This is a genomic window from Streptomyces sp. JW3 (assembly GCF_052216785.1).
Classification (GTDB): Bacteria; Actinomycetota; Actinomycetes; order Streptomycetales; family Streptomycetaceae; genus Streptomyces.
The window spans coordinates 77,176-99,530 of the sequence record NZ_JBQOUX010000014.1; the positions used below are offsets into that span (position 1 = coordinate 77,176).

Below are 22,355 nucleotides of genomic sequence, written 5' to 3' on the forward strand. Positions count from 1 at the left end.
CCACACGGCGCAATGACCGTTCATGGCCCGGTCCCCGCACGTACGGCGTCGATCAGCGCGTGCAGCCGAGGTGCGGCCGCCAGTTCCTCCAGCGTCACCGGGCGGCCCGCGGCGTCGGCGATCGGCAGCCGCCAGTTCGGGTACTGGTCCCAGGTGCCGGGGAGGTTCTGCGGGCGGCGGTCGCCGGCCGTGTCCGGCAGCCAGACGCCGACCATGCGGGCCGGGGTGGTGCGCAGGAAGCGGTACACGGCCTGGATGCCGGCCTCCTCCGGGTCGGAGGTGTCGCCCAGCAGACCGAGCCGGGCCAGCAGGTCCAGCCACTCCCCCGCGTCGGCCGCCGCCTCGGCCCGCTCCTCCTCGACCGGGCGGGTGAGCAGCCCGAGGCGGTCGCGGAGCCCGACGTGCTCGCCGGTGAGGCGGGCGGCGGTGGGCGGCAGGTCGTGGGTGGTGGCGGTGGCCAGGCAGTCGGCGCGCCAGCGGCCGGCGGGCAGTGGCCGGCCGTCGCCCGCCCAGTCCCGTTCGAAGAACAGCACGGAGGTGCCGAGCACCCCGCGCTCCCGCAGCGTCTCGCGCACCCCCGGCTCCACGGTGCCCAGGTCCTCGCCGATCACCACCGCCCCGGCCCGGGACGCCTCCAGGACCAGCACGGCGAGCATGGCCTCGGCGTCGTAGCGGACGTAGGTCCCCTCGGTGGGCGGCAGTCCCTCGGGCACCCACCAGAGCCGGAACAGGCCCATGACGTGGTCGATGCGCAGGGCGCCGGCGTAACGGAACAGGGCGCGCAGCAGGTCCCGGAACGGCGCGTAGCCGGACTCCGCGAGCCGGTCCGGGCGCCAGGGCGGCAGGCCCCAGTCCTGGCCGCGGGCGTTGAAGGCGTCCGGCGGGGCGCCCACCGACATGCCGGCGGCGAAGTACTCCTGCTGCGCCCACGCGTCCGCGCCCACCGGGTGCACGCCCACCGCGAGGTCGTGCACGATCCCGACCGGCATGCCGGCCTCGCGGGCGGCGCGCTGGGCGTCGGTGAGCTGGGTCTCGGTGAGCCAGGTGAGCCAGGAGTGGAAGTCGACGCGGTCCATCAGCGCGGTGCGGGCCCGGGCGGTCTCGGCGGAGCGGGGGTCGCGCAGCCCGGCCGGCCAGCGCCGCCAGTCGGGGCCGTGCACCTCGGCGAGGGCGCACCAGGTGGCGTGGTCCTCCAGGGCCTGCCCCTGGGCGGCGAGATAGTCGCGGTAGGCGGCCCGCCGCCCCGGCCCGAGCGGCACCTCACGGAGGGCCTCCAGTGCCTGCCGCTTCAGCGCCCACACCGCGTCCCGGTCGATCAGGTCACCCGCGAGTACGCCGTCCCGCAGCCGCCCGGCCCGTGCCAGCAGGTCGTCGAGGCGGCCGGGGGCGTACGCGTACTCGGGGACGTCCTCGACCCGCAGATGCACCGGGTCGGGAAAGCGGCGCGAGGAGGGCCGGTACGGCGAGGGGTCGGTGGGCGCTCCCTCGCCCCCCGGCACGGCCGCGTGCAACGGATTGACCTGCACGAACCCCGCCCCGAGCGCCCGCCCGGCCCAGCCGGCCAGCTCGGCGAGGTCACCGAGGTCGCCCATGCCCCAGGAGCGCCGGGACAGCAGGGAGTAGAGCTGGACGAGCAGCCCGTAGGACCGCCCAGCCGGAGCGGCCAGCCGCGGCGGCGCGACGACGAGGTGGGCCTGTCCGATACGCCCGTCGGGAGCGGTGACACTCACCCGGTGCACCCCCGCCAAAAGCCCCTCCACGCCGGTCCGCGTCTCCCCCTGCTCGGTGTCGACGCGCAGCGAGGTACCCGTCGGCAGCGCGGCCAGGGCGGCCGGCGCTGGGCCGTCGCCCCACTGCACGACGGTCGGCGGCAGCAGCCGCGCGCCCAGCTCCTCGGCACGGGCGGCGAGCGCGGCCCGCGGGTCACCGGCGTCGACCCCGAGGGCGGTCAGAGCACGGACGAGGGCGGTGGCGGAGGCGGCGACCGTGCGGTCCGGGGACGGCCGGTAGGAGGCGGCGACACCGTACAGCTCGGCGAGCCGGGTCAGCTCCTCGGAAGGGGGCCCGTCCGGCCGGGGAGCCGCCACCTACGGCCTCATGGCTTCCGGTACGGCGAACGAGGCGGTGCCCTGCTCGGGGATGACGGCGGTCAACTCGGGCGAGGACTCGCTGGTCAGCGGCATGACGTCGGGAAAAGGGGACTCGCTGGTGAGTGGCTCGGCATCGGGCAGCGGCGGCTCACTGGTGAGCGGCGGCTCGGCGTACGCGTCCTGCGCCCCGAAAGCACCCTCGGACTCGGCGGACGGATCCGCCACGGGTTTGGAGGGGGCCGGGAAGGTGAGGTGTGCCGTTACGGTCACGAAGATCTCCTTGGCGAGCACGACTGCGGTTACGGCAGCCCTACCCAGCACGCGCGAGGTCAGACGCCCCAGGACGGGGGACGTGGCCTTGGTCACACCGTCATGCCTTCTCCCCGCCCACCCCTCAGCTCAACGACGCCGCGAAACGCTCCCAGGCCTTTGGGCCGACCCGGAGTATCGGACCGTGCCCGTCGTGCTTGGAGTCGCGTACCGCGACGGTGCGGGGGACGTTGAGGGCGACCTCGACGCACTCGCCCGAGGTATTGCTGTAGCTGGACTTCACGAAGTCGAACTCGGACACCGGTCACATCTCCTGTCGGATGGTTTCGATAAGTCGCATGGAGTCACGCTGAGCGAGGCTTTGCCGGGCCGTTCGGTCAAAGAGGTCGCGGTAGGCGCTGCTCGCCGTCTCGTTCTCCACCCACATGCTGGACGAGATGGTGTCCGCCTGAACCACGTCCACGGCCTCGGCCTGATTAAACGACAAGATCGTGAATGGACCCGAAACGCAAGGGTGCCCGCCGGCATGGAACGGCAGCACCTGAAGACGGACGTTGTCCAGTTCCGCCACCTCCCGGAGGCGCCCCAACTGACCGCGCATGGCCTCCGAGCCACCGATCAACTGCCGCAACGCCGCTTCCCAGACGACGGCGTACACCTCAAGCGGGCGCTCACCCACGAGGCGGTCCTGCCGTCGCATTCGGATGTCGACGATCCGGTCGATGTCCGCGGGGTCCTCCCAGGGACCGACGCCTTCGCTGATCGCCAGCGCCCGTGCGTATTCGGGGGTCTGGAACAGCCCCGGCACCAGCGAGAGCTGCCAAGTGCGGACGCGGGTGGCCGCGTCTTCCATCGCAATGTACTCGGTGAGCGCTCCCGGGTGCGGCGAATCCTGCCACCACCCCTTCGCCTTGCGCCGTTCACGGTCCAGCCTGGCCAGTTCCAGCAATTGGGTCAGGACCTTCCCGTCCACCACGCCGTAGAACTCGCACAGAGCACGGATATCCGGGTCACGCATCGGCACCCAACCGCGCTCCATCTTGACGATCTTCGAGTTGGTCGCACTGATGACGTCGGCAGCCTGCTGCTGCGTCTTCGCGGCGGCGTCCCGCAAGCGCAGAAGTTCCCCACCGAGCCTGCGCCCGAGCACGGTTGACGTCCGGTTCCCGAGTTGTGTGGTTCGAGTCACCCGCACATGGTGCCGGACTCAGCTTCAGACGATGGAATTGGAGACAAATGTCTCTGAGTCAGTTGCGCCCGAGACATGCAATTCGCTACGTTCAGTGTCCGGCCGCCTACAGAGCGGCTCCCGTCATGGCGGAAGCACACCGCCCTGCCCAGGCAGGTCCGGCGAAGCCACCGCCGCCCGTACGCAGGAGGCACGTCCTATGGCCGAACCCGCGCCCGTGCCGGTGTCCCCTCTCCGTGAGGACCGGCTCGACTACACCCCCACCCAGCGCAGCGTCCCCCTCGCCCGGCGCAGAGCCGCCCGGCTCGTCGCCGAGTGGGGGCGGGCGGACATCGCCGGGGACGTCGCCCTCGTCGTGTCGGAGCTGATGACCAACTCCCTGCTGCACGGCAGCCTGCGGGGGCGGCTCATCCACATGAGCATCACGCTCGGTCACCGCACCCTGCGGGTGGAGGTGAGTGACCCGCGCGGCGAGCGGCTGCCCAGCCCGCGCGCGGTGGGAGACACCGAGGAGCAGTTCGGGAGGGGACTCCTCCTGGTGGGGGCGCTGGCCGCGCGGTGGGGCTGGGAGGCGCGGACCGTGGGCAAGACCGTGTACGCCGAGTGGGATGCCCCACCTCTCGTGCCCGGTCTCCCCTACGCTGGGCGTGTGGACCCCCGTACACCCGGAGGAGCCCTGTGACCGTGACCGCCGACCGGCCCCACATGCTCGTCACCCAGTTCGAGGAACTCGCCCGCCATGCCGCCCGGAGCATAGAAGGCGCGCGGCTGGAGTTCATCAACGGACATCTCGGGGGGAAGGCCGTGCCGGACGGCGATCACGGACGCGTCATTCAGTGGCTGACGCGTATCTGCATGCAGCACCGCCCCGATCTGTGGCTGGACCCGACGCAGGGACTGGAGATCGACGCGTACCGCGCCGGCCGCGCCCGTCCCGACGGCTCCCTGGCCCCGGCGGAAGCCTTCGTCGGCCAGGGCGAATGGGCCGACCCCGCCCCCGTCCTCATGGTCGTCGAGGTCACCTCGTACGACTCCGACACCGACACCGATCGGCGCGACCGGGTCGAGAAGCCGGGGGCGTACGCCCGGACCGGTATCCCCGTCTACCTAGGCCCCTGGAGGCCCGGGGCGCGTCAGGCGGAGATGCCGTCGATCCGGGCCAGCGCGTCGTCCGCGCCGTACGGCTGGAGGTAGGGCAGCCAGCGCGGGTCCCGGTGGCCGGTGCCGATGATGCGCCAGGCCAGGCCGGTGGGCGGGGCCGGTTTGTGGCGCAGCCGCCAGCCGATCTCGGTGAGGTGCCGGTCCGCCTTGGTGTGGTTGCAGCGGCGGCACGAGGCCACCACGTTGTCCCAGGCGTGCTTGCCCCCGCGGCTGCGCGGGACCACGTGGTCGACGCTGGTTGCGACGCCACCGCAGTACATGCAGCGGCCCCCGTCACGGGCGAAGAGCGCGCGGCGGGTCAGGGGGACGGGGCCCCGGTAGGGGACCCGCACGAACCGCTTGAGCCGGACCACGCTGGGCGCGGGGACGGTGACGGTCGCGCTGTGCAGGAAGGCGCCGGACTCCTCGAGGCAGACTGCCTTGTTCTCGAGGACGAGGACGAGCGCGCGGCGGAGCGGTACGACGCCGAGGGGCTCGTACGACGCGTTGAGGACCAGGACATGCGGCACGGATGGCCTCCTTGTACGCCGGCGGCGCGTGGCTCGCGCCGGGACGATCCGTAGTCAGTCTCCCCTCAGGGTCGGTGGAAGCGCCACCATGTCCTGGTAACGGGCTGGGAGTGTTTTCGACCACACCTGATACATCCCCCGGGCCCTGACCAGTTCAAGCGCGGGTGAGCACCGTCTCTGCTTCCCGCATTCCGGGGGTGCGCACATCGTGCCCCGTTAGTGTGGTTGTTCCGCTCGTCCGGTGACCTTTTCGTGACCTTGGACCAACTCCCCCGGGTCCCCGGACGGGCGGGCCGCTGCTTTCTGGAGGTCCCGCCGTGTCCCCGTCCGTCGCCTACGCCGCCGTCCTCGCGGCCGCCGATCCCTCGCCGTCGTCGGCCACCCCCACCCCCTCCCCCTCCCCCTCCCCCTCGCAGTCGACGCCGTCCGTGCCGTCGCTCCAGGACGCCCAGGAGAGCGCGTCGAACGCCGCCGGGTGGATCGAGGAGAACTGGTCGACGTGGTTGGCGATCGGGCTGCGGGTGCTGCTGATCGTGGTGATAGCCGCGGTGCTGCGGGTGGTGGTGCGGCGGGCGATCACCAAGCTGATAGACCGGATGAACCGCACCGTGCAGACCATGGACGGCACCGCGCTGGGCGGGCTGCTGGTCAACGCCGAGCGGCGCCGGCAGCGCTCGCAGGCCATCGGGTCCGTACTGCGCTCGGTGGCGAGCTTCGTCATCCTGGGCACCGCCGCCCTGATGGTGCTGGCCACCTTCCAGATCAACCTGGCGCCGCTGCTGGCCTCCGCCGGTGTCGCGGGCGTCGCCATCGGCTTCGGCGCCCGCAACCTGGTCACCGACTTCCTCTCCGGCGTCTTCATGATCCTGGAGGACCAGTACGGCGTCGGCGACACCGTCGACGCGGGCGTGGCCTCCGGCGAGGTGATCGAGGTCGGCCTGCGGGTGACCAAGCTGCGCGGCGTCGACGGCGAGATCTGGTACGTCCGCAACGGCGAGGTCAAGCGGATCGGCAACCTCTCGCAGGGCTGGTCGACGGCCGGCGTGGACGTGACCGTGCGCTCCGGCGAGGACCTGGACCGGGTGAAGGCCACCCTCGACGCGGTGGCCGAGCGGATGAGCAAGGAGGAGCCCTGGAACGAACTGCTCTGGGGCCCGATCGAGGTGCTCGGCCTGGACTCGGTGCTGCTGGACTCGATGGTGGTGCGGGTCTCGGCGAAGACCATGCCCGGCAAGGCGCTGACCGTGGAGCGCGAGTTGCGCTGGCGGATCAAGCGGGCTTTCGACGCGGCCGACATCGACATCGTCGGCGGCGCCACCGCCCCGCCGGCGGAGTCCGAGCAGACCGCCTCCGACCCGACGGCCGGCATGGCGGCCCCCTCCGCCTACGCCAACACCGGTTCCCCGCAGTCGGCCGCGGCCTCCCCGCTGACCCCGCCCAGCACCGCCAAGTGACCGGCGCCCGGGGAACCGAACCGGTTCCCCGGGCGTATTGATGGGCAGGGGTGGTGCCGGAGGACGCGCGGACCTCGGGGCCGGGCCGGGGCCGGTGCCGGTACCGGTGGCACAAGATCGTGTGCAGGCCGGTGCGCAGCCGGGCCCGGGCAGGCGATACTTGCGGTGACGGATGACCATGGGGGAGGTCAGAGTGGCTCAGGCGCCGAACGGCAGCGCACCGCCGGGTCCGGCCACGCCGCCGCTGCCCGCCGTACCGCCCCAGGTCCAGGCCCAGGTGCACTCCCAGGCTCATGCCCAGGCCCCCGCCGCGCAGGCGCCGCCGCCCGGCCCGGTTCCGCCGCGCCGCACCGCCTTCGCCGAGGGCGTGGAGCGGCTGCGCGCCGCCGCCGTCACCGAGCCCGGCCGGCTGCGGGCCATCGGCGCCCTGCTCGCCCTCCTCGTCGTCGCCTTCGGCGCCGTCACCGCCTGGCAGACCACCGACCGGGCCGCGGCCGCCGACGACGTACTGCACCGCAGCCAGCCGCTCAGTTCCGAGGCGGCCGCCATCTACCGCTCCCTCGCCGAGGCCAACACCGCGGCCTCCACCGGGTTCCTGGCCGGCGGGCAGGAGACGAAGGACTCCCGCGAGCGCTACGAGCGCGGCATCCGCACCGCCGCCCAGGGCCTGGTGACCGCCGCCGCCAACTCCGAGCCCGACTCCGCCGCCGCCGCGACCGTCGCCGAACTGAACCGCCTGCTGCCCGAGTACAAGGGCCTCATCGAGCGCGCCCGGGTCTACAACCGCCAGGGCTTCCCGGTCGGCGGCGCCTACCTGCGCTACGCCAACGACACGATGCAGCGCGACATGCTCCCGAGGGCGGAGGCCCTCTACATCTCGGAGAACCGGCGCCTGGGCGACGACTACGACGCCGCCGAGAGCTACCCCTGGGCCGCGATCGCCCTCGGCGTGCTGGCGCTGGCCGCGCTGGCCTGGGCGCAGTACCGCACCTACCGGCGCACCAACCGGGTGCTGAACCAGGGCCTGGTCGCGGCCACCGCCGCCATCGTCGTCGTACTGCTCTGGCTGGTCGTCGGCCACGGTGTCGCCCGGTCCCACCTCACCGCCTCCTACGACCACGGCGTGCGCTCGCTGAACGTGCTGACCGAGGCCCGCCTCGCCTCGCTGAAGGCCCGCGGCAACGAGAACCTGACCCTGGTGGCGCGCGGCGCCGAGAGCAGGACGGTGGACGGCACACCGCAGGACGCCTACGACCTCGAGTACCAGACCGAGATGAAGACCCTCGGCAAGCGCCTGGCCGAGGCCCGGCGGCTGGCCGACGACGCCGCGGGCGAGCGCCCGGTGACGGCGGCGGCCGGGGACATGGCGAAGTGGCAGGAACGCCACAAGGCCGCCCGGCAGGAGGACGAGAACGGCGACTACCAGCAGGCACTGGAGACGGTGATCGGCGACGAGAACGCGACGGCCGAGTACTTCGACGGGGTCGACACCCAACTGGCCGCCGCCCTCGCGCACGAGGAGAACGAGTTCGAGCGGGCGGCCGGGGACGGCCGGGGCGCGATGACGGGCCTGCCGGCCGGCGCCGGCACCCTGGCCGCCCTGGGCGCGGCCGGCGCGGTACTGGGCATCGCCCGCAGGCTGTCGGAGTACCGATGAGCGACGGACCCGTGAGTGACGCAAGTGACGGACCTATGGGCGCCGGAGCGGGCAAAGGAGGCGCGAGGACGATGCGAGCAGCGCGTGCGCGGACCCGGCCGAAGGGCTGGGGCGGAGTGGCCGCGATGGCGGTCGGCTGCGCCCTGGCGCTGCTGTTGCTGTGCCTGCTGCCCGCGGTCCGGCCGGGGCAGGACGGCGCGAGTGGCACCGGCGGCGCCGGCCCGGTCACCCACGGCAGCCAGGCCCGCGCCGAGGCGGAGTGCGCCGACCCGGAGCAGCAGACGCTCGCCCCGGACGACGCCGACGGCCCCACCATCGAGGAGATCCGCAACCGCCCCGCGGAGCGCCGCAAACTGATCGTCGGCGTCGACCAGAACAGCTACCGCTGGGGCTACCGCGACCCCAACAGCGGCGGCACCGCCGAGCTGGAGGGCTTCGACATCGACCTCGTGCACCGCATCGCCGAGGACATCCTCGGCGACCCGGACGCGGTCCTGTTCAAGGCGATCCCCACCGACCAGCGGATACCGGCGATCCAGGACGGCCGGGTCGACATGGTGGTGCGCACCATGACCATCAACTGCTCCCGCCTCCAGGACGTCGCCTTCTCCGCCCCCTACTTCCGCACCGGCCAGCAGCTCCTCGCCCCCAAGTCCTCGACGATCACGGGGTACGACGCCACCCTGGCCGGCAAGAAGATCTGCACGGCGGCGGGTTCCACCGCGCTCAGCAAGCTGACGGAGGACCAGGCGGCCGGCGACCTGGCCGCCTCCGCCGACCTGAGCGTCACCGTCCCCAACCAGCTCGACTGCCTGGTCCGGCTCCAGCTCGGCCAGGTCGACGCGGTGGTCACCGACGGCGCGCTCGCCGCCAGCCAGGCCGCGCAGGACCCCACGGTGGCGCTGAAGGGCGACGCGTTCACCACCGAGTACTACGGCGTGGCGATGAAGAAGAACGCCGACGACCTGGTACGCCGGGTGAACAAGATCCTGGTGGACTTCCGCAAGGACCCCGAGGGCTGGCAGAAGTCGTACGAGCGGTGGCTGTCGGCGACACTGGGCGGGACGGAGGCGGACATGGCGAAGTCGGAGCCCCCGACGCCGCGGTATCTGCGCAGGAGCTGAACCGGCCGCCGGCCGACCGGACTTCGATTCGCCGACCGGCCGCCGGCAAAGCAGCCACAGACCGTCAACCGACCCGACCGCAGCGAGAGGTGATCGATGGGCGTCACGGGACCCACCGGGGCGGTGCTGGACCGGGACGAGGTGGACCGTGCGCTGGCCCGGCTCGGCGCGGAGCACGAGGCGATCGAGACCTCGCTCCTCGCCCTCCAGGACCACGCGGGCCGCAGACTCCTCGAAGGCGCCGAGCTGACCGGCGTCACCAAGGAGCGGTGGACGGACACGGAAGCGCGGATCACCCTGCTGTGGACGTACTTCGACGCCTACGCGGACGCCCTGCGCGCCGCCCGTGAGGTGCGTGCCCGGCGCCGCTGGTCCAGCCGCGAGGACCTGGTGGAACTGACCGAACTGCTGCGCGGCGAGTGCGTCACGCTGGCCGACACCGGCGCCACCGGCGGCCTGCTCAGCGAGCGCTTCACCCTGGCCGCGCTGGTCGACCGGATGAACGACCTGTACGCGTCCTCGCTGGACCTGGTGGTCGCCGCGGACGCGGTGTGGTCCGCGCTGCCCGCCCGCATCGACCTGCTCGCCGCCGAACTCCAGCGCACCCGCCGGCTCGCGCACTCGGTCGGGATCCGCCCCGGCGAGCACCCGGCCGCCGACGACCTGGACCGGATCACCCGCACCCTGACCCGGCTGCGTGAGGAGGTCGTCTCCGACCCGCTGGCGTACTGGGTGCCCACCGAGGGCAGTTCGGCACCGGGCGGCGGCCGGCCGGACACCACGGTCTACGACCGCGAGGCGCGCGCGCTGGAGGACGTACGCCGGGAGATCGACGCGGTGCTGACGGTGCGGCAGGACGCCGAGCAGCGGATCGTGCGGCTGCGGGACGTGCTCTCGCGTGCCGACCGCACCCTCGCCGAGGCCCGGCTCGCGCGCGGCGAGGTGCTCGCCAAGATCGCCGCGACCGAGGTGCCGGTGGTCAGCGGCCCGCCGACCGCGCTCCAGGAGCAGCTCGCGGCGGCCGCCGAGTACCGCCGGCACGCCCAGTGGCACCGGCTCTCCCCGCTCCTGGAGTCCCTGGAGCGGAAGGCGGAGGACGAACTGATCCGGGCCCGCGAGTCGTTGACCGCGGTGACCGCGCCGCTCGCGGTCCGGGCCGAGCTGCGCGGCCGGCTCGACGCCTACAAGGCCAAGGTGGCCCGGCACGGCCTGGCCGAGGACCCCGAGCTGGTGGAGAAGTACGAGAAGGCCCGCCGCATGCTGTGGAGCGCGCCCTGCGACCTGCGCGTCGCCGAGCAGGCGGTACTGCGCTACCAGCGGGCGGCGGCGGAGCTGCTGGCCTGCGGGGACCGGGCGCACGGCGCGGGGCCGGGCGCGTGAGCGACGCAACGGACGAGGGGGCGGCGGGGAGATGAGCGATCCGGGCGGACAGCGGACCGGGGCTCCGGACCGGGCGGCGGCCCGAGCCTGCGACCGCCCCGACTGCGACGGCGCGTACGAGGACGTCGGCGGCGGCGAACTCTACTGCGACACCTGCGGACTGGCCCAGGCCCCCGCCGTACCGCCGGCCCGCACGGCGGCCCCCCGCACCTGCCAGCGCCCCGACTGCGACGGCGGCTACGAGGACGTCGGCGGCGGCGAACTGTACTGCGACACCTGCGGACTGGCACCCGTGGTGTCGCCGTCCGGCCTGGTCGGCTCGCCGCCCACCGGTGTCGCCAGGGGCGCCGAGGAGAGCGGTTCGTCGCGCAGCGGCGGCAGCGGACGCACCTCCTCCCGGTCCACCGGGTCCTCCCAGTCCTCGAAGTCCCGGCGCTCGGTGTCCGGACGGCTGTCCCGTTCGCTGTCCGGCCGGGCCACCAGCCGCTCGGTGTCGGTGCGCGGTTCCGGCTCCGCCTCCGCCTCCTCCGGGCGCGGCCGGCTGGGCGCCGGTCTGGTGCAGGTGCCGGGGGTGCCGCGGCCGGATCCCCGGTCGATGGTCCTGGAGCACCCGGAAGTGCCCGAGCGCAAGCGGTTCTGCTCGCGGGCGGACTGCGGGGCGCCGGTCGGCCGGGCCCGGGGCGCGCGCCCGGGGCGCACGGAGGGGTTCTGCACCAAGTGCGGCCACCCGTACTCCTTCGTGCCCAAGCTGCGCGCCGGGGACGTGGTGCACGGCCAGTACGAGGTGGTGGGCTGCCTCGCGCACGGCGGGCTCGGCTGGATCTACCTCGCCGTGGACCGGGCCGTCTCCGACCGCTGGGTGGTGCTCAAGGGCCTGCTGGACACCGGCGACCAGGACGCGATGGCCGCCGCGATCTCGGAGCGCCGCTTCCTCGCGGAGATCGAGCACGCCAACATCGTGCGGATCTACAACTTCGTCGAACACCTCGACCAGCGCACCGGCTCGCTCGACGGCTACATCGTCATGGAGTACGTCGGCGGCAAGTCGCTGAAGGAGATCGCCAACGCCCGGCGCACCCCGGACGGCCGCCGCGACCCGCTGCCGGTCGGGCAGGCGTGCGCGTACGGCATCGAGGCGCTGGAGGCGCTGGACCACCTGCACAGCCGGCACCTGCTGTACTGCGACTTCAAGGTCGACAACGCCATCCAGACCGAGGACCAGCTCAAGCTGATCGACATGGGCGCGGTGCGCCGGATGGACGACGCCGAGTCGGCGATCTACGGCACGGTGGGCTACCAGGCGCCCGAGGTCGCCGAGGTCGGCCCGTCGGTCGCCTCCGACCTGTACACGGTGGGCCGGACGCTGGCGGTGCTGACGTTCGACTTCCAGGGGTACACCAACGTCTGGGTCGACTCCCTGCCGGACCCCGACACCATCGAGGTCTTCCGCCAGTACGAGTCCTTCTACCGGCTGCTGGTGCGCGCCACCGACCCGGACCCGAACCGCCGGTTCGCCACCGCGCAGGAGATGGCCGAGCAGCTGACGGGGGTGCTGCGCGAGGTCGTCTCGCTCCAGTCGGGGCGGGCCCGGCCCGCGCTGTCCACGCTGTTCGGACCCGAACTGCGGGTCCCCGACACGGAGCTGTTCCCGAAGCCGCACGGCGAGGTGTCCCGGCTGGGCACCCGGCCGCCGCGGGTCCGGGGCGGCACGCCGCCCGCGCTGCCCGCGCCGGGCACCGCCGGCGGTGCTCCCGGCCCCGGCCCCGGCCCGGTCAAGGCCGTCGACGGACCGCGGGCCGCCCTCGCGCTGCCCGTGCCCCTGGTCGACCCCGCCGACCCCAACGCCGGGTTCCTGGCCGGGCTGATCGCGTCCGCGCCGGGTGAGCTGCTGGGGGCGCTGGCCGCCGCGCCGGCCCCGTCGGTCGAGACCCGGCTGCGGCAGATCCGGGCCCGGCTGGAACAGGGCGAGGCCGCGCCCGCGCTGGAGACGCTGCACACCCTGGAGACGGAACGGCCCGACGACTGGCGGGTGGTGTGGTACCGGGGCGTGGCCGCGCTGGTCACCGGCGACCACGAGGGCGCCGCGCTCTCCTTCGACGCGATCTACGACGCCTTCCCCGGCGAGCCGGCGCCCAAGCTGGCGCTCGGCCTGTGCGCGGAGGTACTGGGCCAGTTGGACAACGCGGCCGAGTACTACCGGCTGGTCTGGTCGACCGACCCCAGCTATGTGAGCGCCGCGTTCGGCCTGGCCCGGGTCCGGCTGGCCACCGACGACCGGCGCGGCGCCGTACGCACGCTGGAGTCGGTGCCGGAGTCGTCCATCCACTACATAGCGGCCCGGATGGCGGCGGCCCGGGCCCGGCTGCGTCAACTGACGGGCGGCGCCGCGGCCGTACCGTTCCTGGCGGACCTGACCGCCGCCGCGCGGCAGGTCGAGGCGCTGGACGTGTACGGTCTGGACCCGGCGCGCCGGGAGCAGTTGTCGGCCGAAGTCCTCGGCAGCGCGCTGGACTGGGTACTCTCCGGGGGCGGGGGTCCGGGCGAGGGGGACCCCGACGCCGCCGGGGCCCGGACGCTGCTCGGCAGCAGTCTGGACGAACGGGGCCTGCGCTTCGGGCTGGAGCGTTCGTACCGCACGCTGGCCCGGCTGGCCCGAGGCGGCGAGGAGAGGATCGACCTGGTGGAACGTGCCAATCGTTACCGCCCCCGGACGTGGGTGTAGTTGATGTCGCAGATGCCCCGGCAGGCCGCCGTGCCGATGTGTCCCAGCTGTGCCGAACCGCTCGAGTCGGGTGACCGTTTCTGCGGAGCGTGCGGGCTGGACCTGTCCGCGGCGCCCGCACCGCCCGCGGACTCCGTGGACTCCACAGACTCCGTGGACTCCACAGACTCCGTGGACTCCGTGGATTCCGTGGATTCCGTGGACAGCCCGACCGTCGTGATGAACGGCGTGGTGCCCGGACCGGGTGCGTCCCCTGACGCGCCGTCCGGTACACCGCCGATGCCGTCCGGTACGCCGCCGATGCCTTCGGGTGTGCCGCCCATGCCTTCGGGGACGCCGTCCCTACCCTCGGGGAGCGTCCCGCTGCCGCCGCAGGCCCCGCCGATGCCCGCGCGGCCACCCGCCCCCGCCGCCGCACACGGGACAGCCCCGGATCGCGCCCCCGACCCCGCCCCGGAAGAGCCCGACGAGTATCTGCTCCAGGCCCCCGACCCCCGCCTCGGCGCCCCCGCCGCCGCCCCGGAGGGCACCGTGTGCGTCGCCTGCCGGGCCGGCCGGGTCGACGACGACGGGTACTGCGAGAACTGCGGCCACGCCCAGCCCCGGGAACGCGATCACATGGAGCAGGAGTGCGGCCCGCTCGCCGCGGTCAGCGACCGCGGGCTGCGCCACCACCGCAACGAGGACGCGTTCGGCGTCGGCCACACCGCGCTGCCCGACGGCACCCCGGCCTCGGTGGCGATCGTCTGCGACGGCGTCTCCTCCGCGACCCGCCCCGACGAGGCGTCGCTCGCCGCGTCCCGCACGGCCCGCGAGACGCTGCTCGCCGCCCTGGAGCGCGGCACCCACCCGCAGCAGGCGATGCACGACGCGATCGTCGCCGCCGCGCACGCGGTCGACGCCCTGGCCGACGACCCCGCCGGCCCCCGCGAACACGCCCCGCACCAGAACGCCCCGGCCTGCACCCTGGTCGGCGCCGTCGTCACCGCCGGGCTGCTGGTGGTCGGCTGGGTCGGCGACAGCCGGGTCTACTGGGTGCCGTCCGACCGCCGCGCACCGGCCGCCCGGCTCACCGAGGACGACTCCTGGGCCGCCCAGATGGTGGCCGCCGGTCTGATGAGCGAGGCCGAGGCGTACGCCGACGAGCGGGCCCACGCGATCACCGGCTGGCTCGGCGCGGACGCCTACGAACTGGAGCCGCACACCGCCTCGTTCAAACCCGACCGGGCCGGCGTGGTCGTGGTGTGCACCGACGGCCTGTGGAACTACGCGGAATCCGCGCGGGAGATGGCCGAGGCGGTCCCCCCGGACGCCGCCGCGCGACCGCTGCACAGCGCCCGGGTACTGGTCGGCCACGCCCTGGACGGCGGGGGCCACGACAACGTAACAGTGGCGGTGGTGCCGTTCCCCGCCCCGCCGCAGGGGGCAGGATCGGCCTGAGGCCGACCGGCACAAAGCACGCGTACGGGGCCTCGCGGACCGCAGGGGGCGGTCCGCCGACCGCCACGTCCCCGCCCCGGCGGGGGCGCTGTCGAGGGGGATGCGAACCGGCATGGCCAATTTCTCGAAGTCCAACGCGCCGCGGTTCTCGGTGGACGTGTACCAGAACGAGTACCTGCCCGAGGGCGGGCGCGAGGTCAACGCGATCGTCACGGTGACCGCGACCGGCGGCGGCACCGTCGGTACCGCGGTCACGGCACCGCACCTGTACGCGCCCGGCCAGGGCCCGGCCGCGGCCGTGGTGGTGATGGTGGACTGCTCGGGCTCGATGGACTACCCGCCGACCAAGATGCGGGGTGCCCGCGACGCCACGTCCGCCGCGCTCGACGCCCTGCGCGACGGCACGCACTTCGCGGTGATCGGCGGCACCCACGTCGCCAAGGAGGTCTACCCGGGCGGCGGACGCCTCGCGGTGGCCGACGCCACCACCCGCGAGCAGGCCACACTCGCCCTGCGCAAGCTGAACGCGGGCGGCGGCACCGCCATCGGCACCTGGCTGCGCCTGGCCGACCGGCTGCTGTCCTCGGCGGACGTCGCCATCCGGCACGGCATCCTGCTCACCGACGGACGCAACGAGCACGAGTCGCCCGAGGACCTGCGGGCCGCGCTGGACGCCTGTGCCGGACGGTTCACCTGTGACGCCCGGGGCGTGGGCACCGACTGGGAAGTGAAAGAAGTCACAGCGATCTCCTCGGCGCTGCTCGGCACCGCCGACATCGTCGCCGACCCGGACGGCCTGGCCGCCGACTTCACGCGGATGATGGAGACGGCCATGGGCAAGGAGGTCGCGGACGTCGCGCTGCGGCTGTGGACCCCGGCCGGCGCCACGGTGAAGTTCGTCAAGCAGGTCGCGCCGGCCGTGGCGGAGCTGACCGGCCGGCGCACCGAGGCGACCGCGCGGGCCGGCGACTATCCCACGGGTTCCTGGGGCGACGAGTCCCGGGACTACCACGTCTGCGTGGAGGTGTCCCCGGCCGGCCTCGGCCAGGAGATGCTGGCCGCGCGGGTCTCCCTGGTCGTCCCCCGGCCCGACGGCTCCGCGCACAACCTGGGCGCCCAGGGCCTGGTCCGGGCGGTGTGGACGGACGACCTGACCGCCTCCACCTCGATCAACCCGCAGGTCGCCCACTACACCGGGCAAGCGGAACTGGCTCAAGTCATTCAGCAAGGGTTGGAACTGCGCAAATCGGGAGATGTAGACGGAGCAACGGCCAAACTGGGCCGTGCGGTTCAGCTCGCGGGCTCCTCCGGGAACGCGGATACTGCGAAACTGCTTGCGAAGGTGGTGGACGTGGTCGACGCCGCGGCGGGTACTGTGCGACTGAAAGCGAAGGTCGAGGAGGCCGACGAGATGACTCTCGAGACCCGCTCCACAAAGACTGTTCGTGTAAAGAAGTAGCGAAGAAGCAGCGCAGAAGTACGCAGGACCTGCGAGGAGAGGGGGAAGCGCCGACATGCCGACCTGCCCGAACGGACACCAGTCGGGTTCCGACGACTGGTGCGAGGTCTGCGGTCACCGCATGGCCGGTGCCGTGCCTCCGCCGCCGCCCCCGCCCCCGGGCGGCGGCTACGGCTTCCCGCCGCCCTCCGGTGCTCCGGCCGGCGGCCCCGAGCTGTGCCCGCAGTGCCGCACGCCCCGCGAGGGCGGCGCGCCGTTCTGCGAGGAGTGCCGGTGGAACTTCCTGACCAACACGGCCACCTCGTACACCCCGGCCGCCCCGCGCCCGGCCGGCGGCCCGCCGCCGCACTTCCAGCAGCAGCCGGGCCCGCCCCCCTCCTACGCTGGTGGCGGCGGCGACTCCTACCCGGGCGCGCGTCCGCCGGAGTACCAGGGCTCCCGCCCGTCGCAGATCAACCGCCCCGCCGAGCCGATCCCGCAGAGCCCGCCCGGCTTCGGCGCCGACCCGTCCCGCCCGGTCCCGCCCCCGCCGGGCCCACCGCCCGGCGCCCCCGGCGGTCCCGCCGGCCAGGGTCCGGGCGCGCCCGGTTCATCGGCTCCGGGCGGACCGGGTGGGCCCGGTGCGTACAACGGCCCCGGTGGGGCCAACCCGTACAACGGTCCTGCCGGACCCGGTGGGCCTGGCGGCCCGGGCGGTCCGGGTGGGCCTGGTCATCCCGGTGGTCCCGGCGGGGCGAGCGGCCCCGGCGGTCCTGGTGGCCCCGGGGCGCAGGGCGGCCCGGGCGCACCGGGTCGGCACGGCACGGTGCCGGGCGCGCCCGGAGCACCCGGCGGCCCGGGCGGCCCCGGTGCCACGACTCCCGGCGGCCCGCCGCTGGCCTGGCAGCAGCAGCCCGGTCCCCCGGCACCGCCGCCCCCGCCGCCCGCGTACCCGCAGGAGGGCAACCGGCAGCAGCCGAGCGGCCCGCCCCCGCAGGGCGGTCCGTCCTTCGGCGGCGGTGACGACGACTGGCGCATCGCCCCGCCCGGCGGCGGCCAGCACGGCCTCGGCGCGCAGGGCGGCCCCGGCGGCCCCGGCGGCCGGAACGGTTACGGCTATCCGCAGCCCGGCGGACCGCAGGCCGCGCCCCCGCCGCCGCCCGGTTACGGCTACCCGCAGCAGCCCCAACAGCCGCAGCCCCCGCAGCCGCAGGGCCCGTGGACGGCGACCATCGGCCCGGACCGCGAGTACTTCATGGCGATGATGCAGCGCTCCGGCCCGGAGGCCGCGGGGCTGAACCTGCCCGCGTACTCGCCCGAGCAGCAGCGCCCCCTGACCGGCGACCAGCTGACCATCGGCCGCCGCCGGCACTCCACCGGCGACACCCCCGACATCGATCTGTCGGTGCCGCCGGAGGACCCGGGCGTCTCGCACCAGCACGCGGTCCTGGTGCAGCAGCCGGACGGCGGCTGGGCGGTGGTCGACCAGAACTCGACCAACGGCACGACGGTCAACGGCGGCGAGGAGCCCATCCAGCCCTATGTGCCGGTGCCGCTCCAGGACGGCGACCGGGTGCACGTGGGCGCCTGGACGACGATCACCATCCGCCGCGGCTGAGACCCGCTACGCCGGCAGCGGCCAGACGTACGGCCCCGCCGGATCGTCCAGCCACGCCCAGGCGCCCGCGGTGCCGACGGTGATGCCGTAGCGCTCCCGGCGCGGCGCGTCCTCGCGCTCCCACAGCGCGTACGCCTCCTGCGGGTCCAGACCGCCCCGGGTCAGCGCCAGCAGGAAGCGGAACAGGTCGTCGTCCCGGGCGCCGCGCGGTACGCCGCTCAGTCCCGGCACCGGAAGTTCGGCCCGCTCGCCGCCGCGCAGCGGCACGAAGTAGGCGGCCGTGCTCAGGAACCGGCCCTCGGCGTGTCCGGCGTCCCGCACGGTGAGCGCCAGCAGCCCGGTGGCCAGCGGCGTCAGGATGCGTCCGCCGGGCCGGCACTGTCCGACCCAAGCGCGCGGTACGGCGGGCAGCGCGCAGGTCGCGATGATCCGGTCGTAGGGAGCGCGCTCGGGCACCCCGCGCGCCCCGTCGCCGGTGACGACGGCCGGACGGTAGCCAACGGTGGCCAGGTGCCGGCGGGCGGACTCGGTGATCTCCGGGTCCAGGTCGACGGTGGTGACCAGCCCGTCGTCGGCGAGCCGGTGACAGAGCAGCGCCGCGTTGTACCCGGTCCCGGCGCCGATCTCCAGCACCCGGTCGCCGTCCCGCACGCCCAGCTCGGTCAGCATCATCGCCATCAGCGACGGCTGACTGCTGGAGGAGAGCAGTTCGCCGTCGCGCAGCCGGGTGGCCAGCGGTACGTCGGCGTAGGCGCCGCGCAGCCAGCGCGCGCGGGCCGCCGGGTCGGGGTGCCCGTCCCAGCGGCGCTCGTAGCCGCCGGCGACGCCGACGTAGTAGTAGGGCACGAAGAGGTGGCGCGGGACGGTCTCGAAGGACGCCCGCCAGACCGGGTCGGCCGCCCAGGCGCCGCTCAGCTCGATCTCCCGCACCAGCGCGGCCCGCGCCGCGCCGGCGAGGTCGTCCATGCCGCCGTCGCTGCCCATGCCTCCACCGTACGGGTCCGCGCGGTACGGGTCGTAGGACCCGAGTCCTGGTCCCGGCCGTCTGAGACCATGGGAGCGTGAATGAGATTCGGCGCGGCACGCTTCAGGAGCAGACCTTCTACGAGCAGGTCGGCGGGGAGGAGACCTTCCGCCGCCTCGTCCACCGCTTCTACCAGGGGGTGGCCGGCGACCCGCTGCTGCGGCCGATGTATCCCGAGGAGGACCTCGGTCCGGCCGAGGAGCGGCTGACGCTGTTCATGATGCAGTACTGGGGCGGCCCGACCACGTACAGCGACAACCGGGGCCACCCCCGGCTGCGGATGCGGCACGCCCCGTTCACCGTCGACCGGGCGGCGCACGACGCCTGGCTGAAGCACATGCGGGACGCCGTGGACGAACTGGGCCTGCCCGAGGAGCACGAACAGACCCTGTGGAAGTACCTCACCTACGCGGCGGCGTCGATGGTCAACGCGCCGGGCTGATGCCGAGCGCGGCGGTGCCGGCCCGCCGGACGGCGACCGATCCGAAGGGCGTGCGCAGCCGCAGCCACGCCCCCGAGGAGACCAGCCCGAGGGCGGTGTCGCCGGCGCCGCGCAGGAAGCCCAGCGACTGGGCGGCGTGCACGGCCCGCACCGGCAGCCGGGTGTCGGCCACGGTGCGGGACCAGATGTCCCGCCCGATCCGGTCGTACTCGGCGCGGGTACGGCGCTCGGGGACGAGTTCGCCGGTCCGCGCCCGGAACTCGGTGATCCCGGCGGCGACCAGGGCCCGCAGCGCGTCCAGGGACGGCAGGCCGGTCTCGGCCCGCCAGCCGCCGCGCGGCGGCAGCACCCCGGCCCACGGCGGCCCGGTCACCGCGCCCGGCACGGCGGCGGTGGCCGCCTTCTCCACCACCGCCTCCAGCAGCTCACCGGCCGACACGGTCACGTCGAGCGCGTCGTCGAGCCCGTCCTCGTACGGTTTCGCGAGCCGCGCCGCGCGGATCGCCAGCACCTCGAAGGACGGCGGCCGGCCGAAGACGGCGAGCGCGGTGCCGGCCGCCTGGAGGCGTACCGCGGCACCGCGGTCGTAGTGCAGCAGCCGGGAGAGGAAGGCCGCGAGATCCGCCGCCTCCCCCTCGTCGGCGAGGTGCAGGACCGTCATGCGGCGACGGCCTCCTCCTCGGCCTCGTCCCGGTACTCCTCCAGGAACTCGCGTTCCTCCGCGGTGATCCGCCGGGGCCGTTGGGCCTCGAAGTCGAACGGCACTATCACCGTGGAGGCCCGGACGTAGATCTGGTCGCCGTCCTTCACCTCGTAGGCGATCGTGAACGAGGCGGCCCTGATCTGCGTGACCCACAGCTCGATGTCCACCGGGGCGTGCCGGTGGACGAGCTGCCGCTTGTAGTCGATCTCGTGGCGGGCCACCACCGACCCCTGCTTGAACTCCTTGTCCGGGCGGAACAGGAAGTCGATCCGGGCTTCCTCCAGGTAGCGCAGGAAGACCACGTTGTTGACGTGCCCGTACGCGTCCATGTCCGCCCAGCGCAGCGGGCAGCGGTAGATGTGCCGCAAGATCGATCAGCCCCGGGTCAGCTTCTTGTAGGTGGCACGGTGCGGACGCGCGGCGTCGGCACCCAGCCGCTCGATCTTGTTCTTCTCGTAGGACTCGAAGTTGCCCTCGAACCAGAACCACTTGCTCTCGCCCTCGTAGGCGAGGATGTGCGTGGCGACCCGGTCCAGGAACCACCGGTCGTGGGAGACGACCACGGCGCAGCCGGGGAACTCCAGCAGCGCGTTCTCCAGGCTGCTGAGCGTCTCGACGTCCAGGTCGTTGGTCGGCTCGTCGAGGAGCAGCAGGTTGCCGCCCTGCTTGAGGGTGAGCGCGAGGTTCAGCCGGTTGCGCTCACCGCCGGAGAGCACGCCGGCCGGCTTCTGCTGGTCCGGCCCCTTGAACCCGAAGGCGGACACATATGCCCGGCTCGGCATCTCGACCTGGCCCACGTTGATGTAGTCCATCTCATCGCTGACGACGGCCCAGAGCGTCTTCTTGGGGTCGATGTTCTCGCGGCTCTGGTCGACGTAGGAGATCTTGACGGTGTCGCCGACCTTGATGGACCCGGAGTCCGGCTCCTCGAACCCCTGGATCATCTTGAAGAGCGTGGTCTTGCCCGCTCCGTTGGGCCCGATGACCCCGACGATCCCGTTCCGCGGCAGTGTGAAGCTGAGATCATCGATGAGAACCTTCTCCCCGAACGCCTTGCTGAGGTTGTTCACCTCGACGACGACGTTGCCGAGCCGCGGACCCGGCGGGATCTGGATCTCCTCGAAGTCCAGCTTCCGCATCTTGTCGGCCTCGGCGGCCATCTCCTCGTACCGGGCCAGCCGCGCCTTGGACTTGGCCTGCCGCCCCTTGGCGTTGGACCGCACCCACTCCAGCTCGTCCTTGAGCCGCTTCTGCCGCTTGGCGTCCTTCTGGCCCTCGACCTTGAGGCGGGTGGCCTTGGTCTCCAGGTACTTGGAGTAGTTGCCCTCGTAGCCGTGCAGCCGGCCGCGGTCGACCTCGCAGATCCAGCCGGCCACGTTGTCCAGGAAGTACCGGTCGTGGGTCACGGCCACGACGGTGCCCTCGTACTTGGCGAGGTGCTGCTCCAGCCAGTTGACGGACTCGGCGTCGAGGTGGTTCGTGGGCTCGTCGAGCAGCAGCAGGTCGGGCGCCTCCAGCAGCAGCTTGCACAGCGCGACGCGCCGCTTCTCACCACCGGAGAGGTTGCTGACCGCCCAGTCCCCGGGCGGGCAGCCCAAGGCATCCATGGCCTGCTCCAGCTGCGCGTCGAGGTCCCACGCGTTGGCGTGGTCCAGCTCTTCCTGCAGCTTGCCCATCTCTTCGAGCAGCGCGTCGGAGTAGTCGGTCGCCATCTGCTCGGCGATCTCGTTGAACCGGTCGAGCTTGCCCTTGACCTCGGAGACGCCCTCCTGGACGTTCTCCAGAACGGTCTTCTCCTCGTTGAGCGGCGGCTCCTGGAGCAGGATGCCGACCGTGTAACCCGGCGACAGGAACGCGTCCCCGTTCGACGGCTGCTCCAGCCCCGCCATGATCTTCAGAACGGTCGACTTGCCGGCCCCGTTCGGACCGACGACACCGATCTTCGCCCCCGGCAGGAAGCTGAGGGTGACATCGTCGAGGATCACCTTGTCGCCGTGCGCTTTGCGCGCCTTGCGCATGGTGTAAATGTACTCAGCCAAGAGAAACCGTCCGGCAGCTTAATCAGGCAGTGGGCAGATACACCCCATCTTGCCGCACGGCTAGCCCTGGGCGGAAACCTGTATCTGGTGGGGGC

20 protein-coding genes are annotated in these 22,355 nt (G+C 73.4%); 11 read left to right on the forward strand and 9 right to left on the reverse strand.

Annotated features, from left to right (window positions below; genetic code table 11):
• Positions 1-20: 20 nt before the first annotated feature.
• The 4 genes from malQ to ACTT8P_RS08905 all read right to left on the reverse strand — a co-directional run bounded on the left by malQ (position 21) and on the right by ACTT8P_RS08905 (position 3,549).
• Positions 21-2,087 (reverse strand): 4-alpha-glucanotransferase, encoded by a 2,067-nt coding sequence (malQ, locus tag ACTT8P_RS08890; RefSeq protein ID WP_442830993.1) that lies wholly within the window; start codon positions 2,085-2,087, stop codon positions 21-23.
• Positions 2,088-2,360, reverse strand: a complete 273-nt coding sequence (locus ACTT8P_RS08895; protein WP_442830994.1) for a hypothetical protein — start codon at positions 2,358-2,360, stop codon at positions 2,088-2,090.
• A 124-nt stretch (positions 2,361-2,484) separates the two neighbouring features.
• On the reverse strand, positions 2,485-2,661 hold the full coding sequence (locus ACTT8P_RS08900; protein ID WP_442830995.1) for a DUF397 domain-containing protein: 177 nt from the start codon (positions 2,659-2,661) through the stop codon (positions 2,485-2,487).
• Positions 2,662-2,664: 3 nt separating this feature from the next.
• Complete coding sequence (locus ACTT8P_RS08905) at positions 2,665-3,549, reverse strand: DUF5753 domain-containing protein (protein ID WP_442830996.1); 885 nt, start codon at positions 3,547-3,549, stop codon at positions 2,665-2,667.
• Positions 3,550-3,748: 199 nt separating this feature from the next.
• Here ACTT8P_RS08905 and ACTT8P_RS08910 point away from each other — a divergent pair, with 199 nt between their 5' ends.
• Both ACTT8P_RS08910 and ACTT8P_RS08915 read left to right on the forward strand, forming a co-directional pair.
• Positions 3,749-4,231 carry an ATP-binding protein gene (locus tag ACTT8P_RS08910; protein ID WP_442830997.1) on the forward strand — a complete coding sequence of 161 codons (483 nt, stop codon included), beginning with the start codon at positions 3,749-3,751 and terminating at the stop codon, positions 4,229-4,231.
• Entirely contained in the window at positions 4,228-4,743 is a 516-nt protein-coding gene (locus tag ACTT8P_RS08915; RefSeq protein WP_442830998.1) for a Uma2 family endonuclease, read from the forward strand. Before ACTT8P_RS08910 ends, ACTT8P_RS08915 begins: the two co-directional genes overlap by 4 nt.
• Here the strand turns inward: ACTT8P_RS08915 and ACTT8P_RS08920 are convergent.
• Positions 4,683-5,219, reverse strand: coding sequence for an HNH endonuclease (locus ACTT8P_RS08920; RefSeq protein ID WP_189412569.1), 537 nt, complete (start codon positions 5,217-5,219; stop codon positions 4,683-4,685). The two genes, ACTT8P_RS08915 and ACTT8P_RS08920, sit on opposite strands and share 61 nt — an antisense overlap.
• A 317-nt stretch (positions 5,220-5,536) precedes the next feature.
• Here ACTT8P_RS08920 and ACTT8P_RS08925 point away from each other — a divergent pair, with 317 nt between their 5' ends.
• The 8 genes from ACTT8P_RS08925 (at position 5,537) to ACTT8P_RS08960 (ending at position 18,052) form a co-directional block, all read left to right on the forward strand.
• Positions 5,537-6,673 (forward strand): mechanosensitive ion channel family protein, encoded by a 1,137-nt coding sequence (locus tag ACTT8P_RS08925; protein WP_442830999.1) that lies wholly within the window; start codon positions 5,537-5,539, stop codon positions 6,671-6,673.
• A 178-nt stretch (positions 6,674-6,851) separates the two neighbouring features.
• On the forward strand, positions 6,852-8,330 hold the full coding sequence (locus ACTT8P_RS08930) for a hypothetical protein (protein ID WP_442831000.1): 1,479 nt from the start codon (positions 6,852-6,854) through the stop codon (positions 8,328-8,330).
• A 71-nt stretch (positions 8,331-8,401) separates the two neighbouring features.
• Positions 8,402-9,454: a glutamate ABC transporter substrate-binding protein gene (locus ACTT8P_RS08935; protein WP_442831001.1), complete on the forward strand. Its 1,053-nt coding sequence runs from the start codon at positions 8,402-8,404 to the stop codon at positions 9,452-9,454.
• A gap of 96 nt (positions 9,455-9,550) precedes the next feature.
• Positions 9,551-10,834 carry a hypothetical protein gene (locus ACTT8P_RS08940; RefSeq protein ID WP_442831002.1) on the forward strand — a complete coding sequence of 428 codons (1,284 nt, stop codon included), beginning with the start codon at positions 9,551-9,553 and terminating at the stop codon, positions 10,832-10,834.
• Positions 10,835-10,865: 31 nt separating this feature from the next.
• Positions 10,866-13,556 (forward strand): tetratricopeptide repeat protein, encoded by a 2,691-nt coding sequence (locus ACTT8P_RS08945; RefSeq protein WP_442831003.1) that lies wholly within the window; start codon positions 10,866-10,868, stop codon positions 13,554-13,556.
• A 3-nt stretch (positions 13,557-13,559) separates the two neighbouring features.
• Positions 13,560-14,996, forward strand: a complete 1,437-nt coding sequence (locus ACTT8P_RS08950; protein WP_442831004.1) for a protein phosphatase 2C domain-containing protein — start codon at positions 13,560-13,562, stop codon at positions 14,994-14,996.
• A gap of 112 nt (positions 14,997-15,108) precedes the next feature.
• Positions 15,109-16,455 (forward strand): vWA domain-containing protein, encoded by a 1,347-nt coding sequence (locus ACTT8P_RS08955; RefSeq protein ID WP_442831016.1) that lies wholly within the window; start codon positions 15,109-15,111, stop codon positions 16,453-16,455.
• A gap of 55 nt (positions 16,456-16,510) precedes the next feature.
• Positions 16,511-18,052 (forward strand): FHA domain-containing protein, encoded by a 1,542-nt coding sequence (locus ACTT8P_RS08960; RefSeq protein ID WP_442831005.1) that lies wholly within the window; start codon positions 16,511-16,513, stop codon positions 18,050-18,052.
• A gap of 6 nt (positions 18,053-18,058) precedes the next feature.
• On the opposite strand, the gene ACTT8P_RS08965 is transcribed toward ACTT8P_RS08960, so the two are convergent.
• Positions 18,059-19,036: a methyltransferase domain-containing protein gene (locus tag ACTT8P_RS08965; RefSeq protein ID WP_442831006.1), complete on the reverse strand. Its 978-nt coding sequence runs from the start codon at positions 19,034-19,036 to the stop codon at positions 18,059-18,061.
• A 77-nt stretch (positions 19,037-19,113) separates the two neighbouring features.
• On the opposite strand from ACTT8P_RS08965, the gene ACTT8P_RS08970 reads away from it, so the two are divergent.
• Positions 19,114-19,518, forward strand: coding sequence for a globin (locus ACTT8P_RS08970; RefSeq protein WP_442831007.1), 405 nt, complete (start codon positions 19,114-19,116; stop codon positions 19,516-19,518).
• On the opposite strand, the gene ACTT8P_RS08975 is transcribed toward ACTT8P_RS08970, so the two are convergent.
• The 3 genes from ACTT8P_RS08975 to ettA are packed head-to-tail and all read right to left on the reverse strand — an operon-like array spanning position 19,502 to position 22,260.
• Positions 19,502-20,179, reverse strand: coding sequence for a hypothetical protein (locus ACTT8P_RS08975; RefSeq protein WP_442831008.1), 678 nt, complete (start codon positions 20,177-20,179; stop codon positions 19,502-19,504). The genes ACTT8P_RS08970 and ACTT8P_RS08975 overlap by 17 nt on opposite strands.
• Entirely contained in the window at positions 20,176-20,589 is a 414-nt protein-coding gene (locus ACTT8P_RS08980) for an acyl-CoA thioesterase (RefSeq protein WP_361166141.1), read from the reverse strand. Before ACTT8P_RS08980 ends, ACTT8P_RS08975 begins: the two co-directional genes overlap by 4 nt.
• Before the next feature lie 6 nt (positions 20,590-20,595).
• Entirely contained in the window at positions 20,596-22,260 is a 1,665-nt protein-coding gene (gene ettA / locus ACTT8P_RS08985) for an energy-dependent translational throttle protein EttA (RefSeq protein WP_361166144.1), read from the reverse strand.
• Positions 22,261-22,355: the final 95 nt, after the last annotated feature.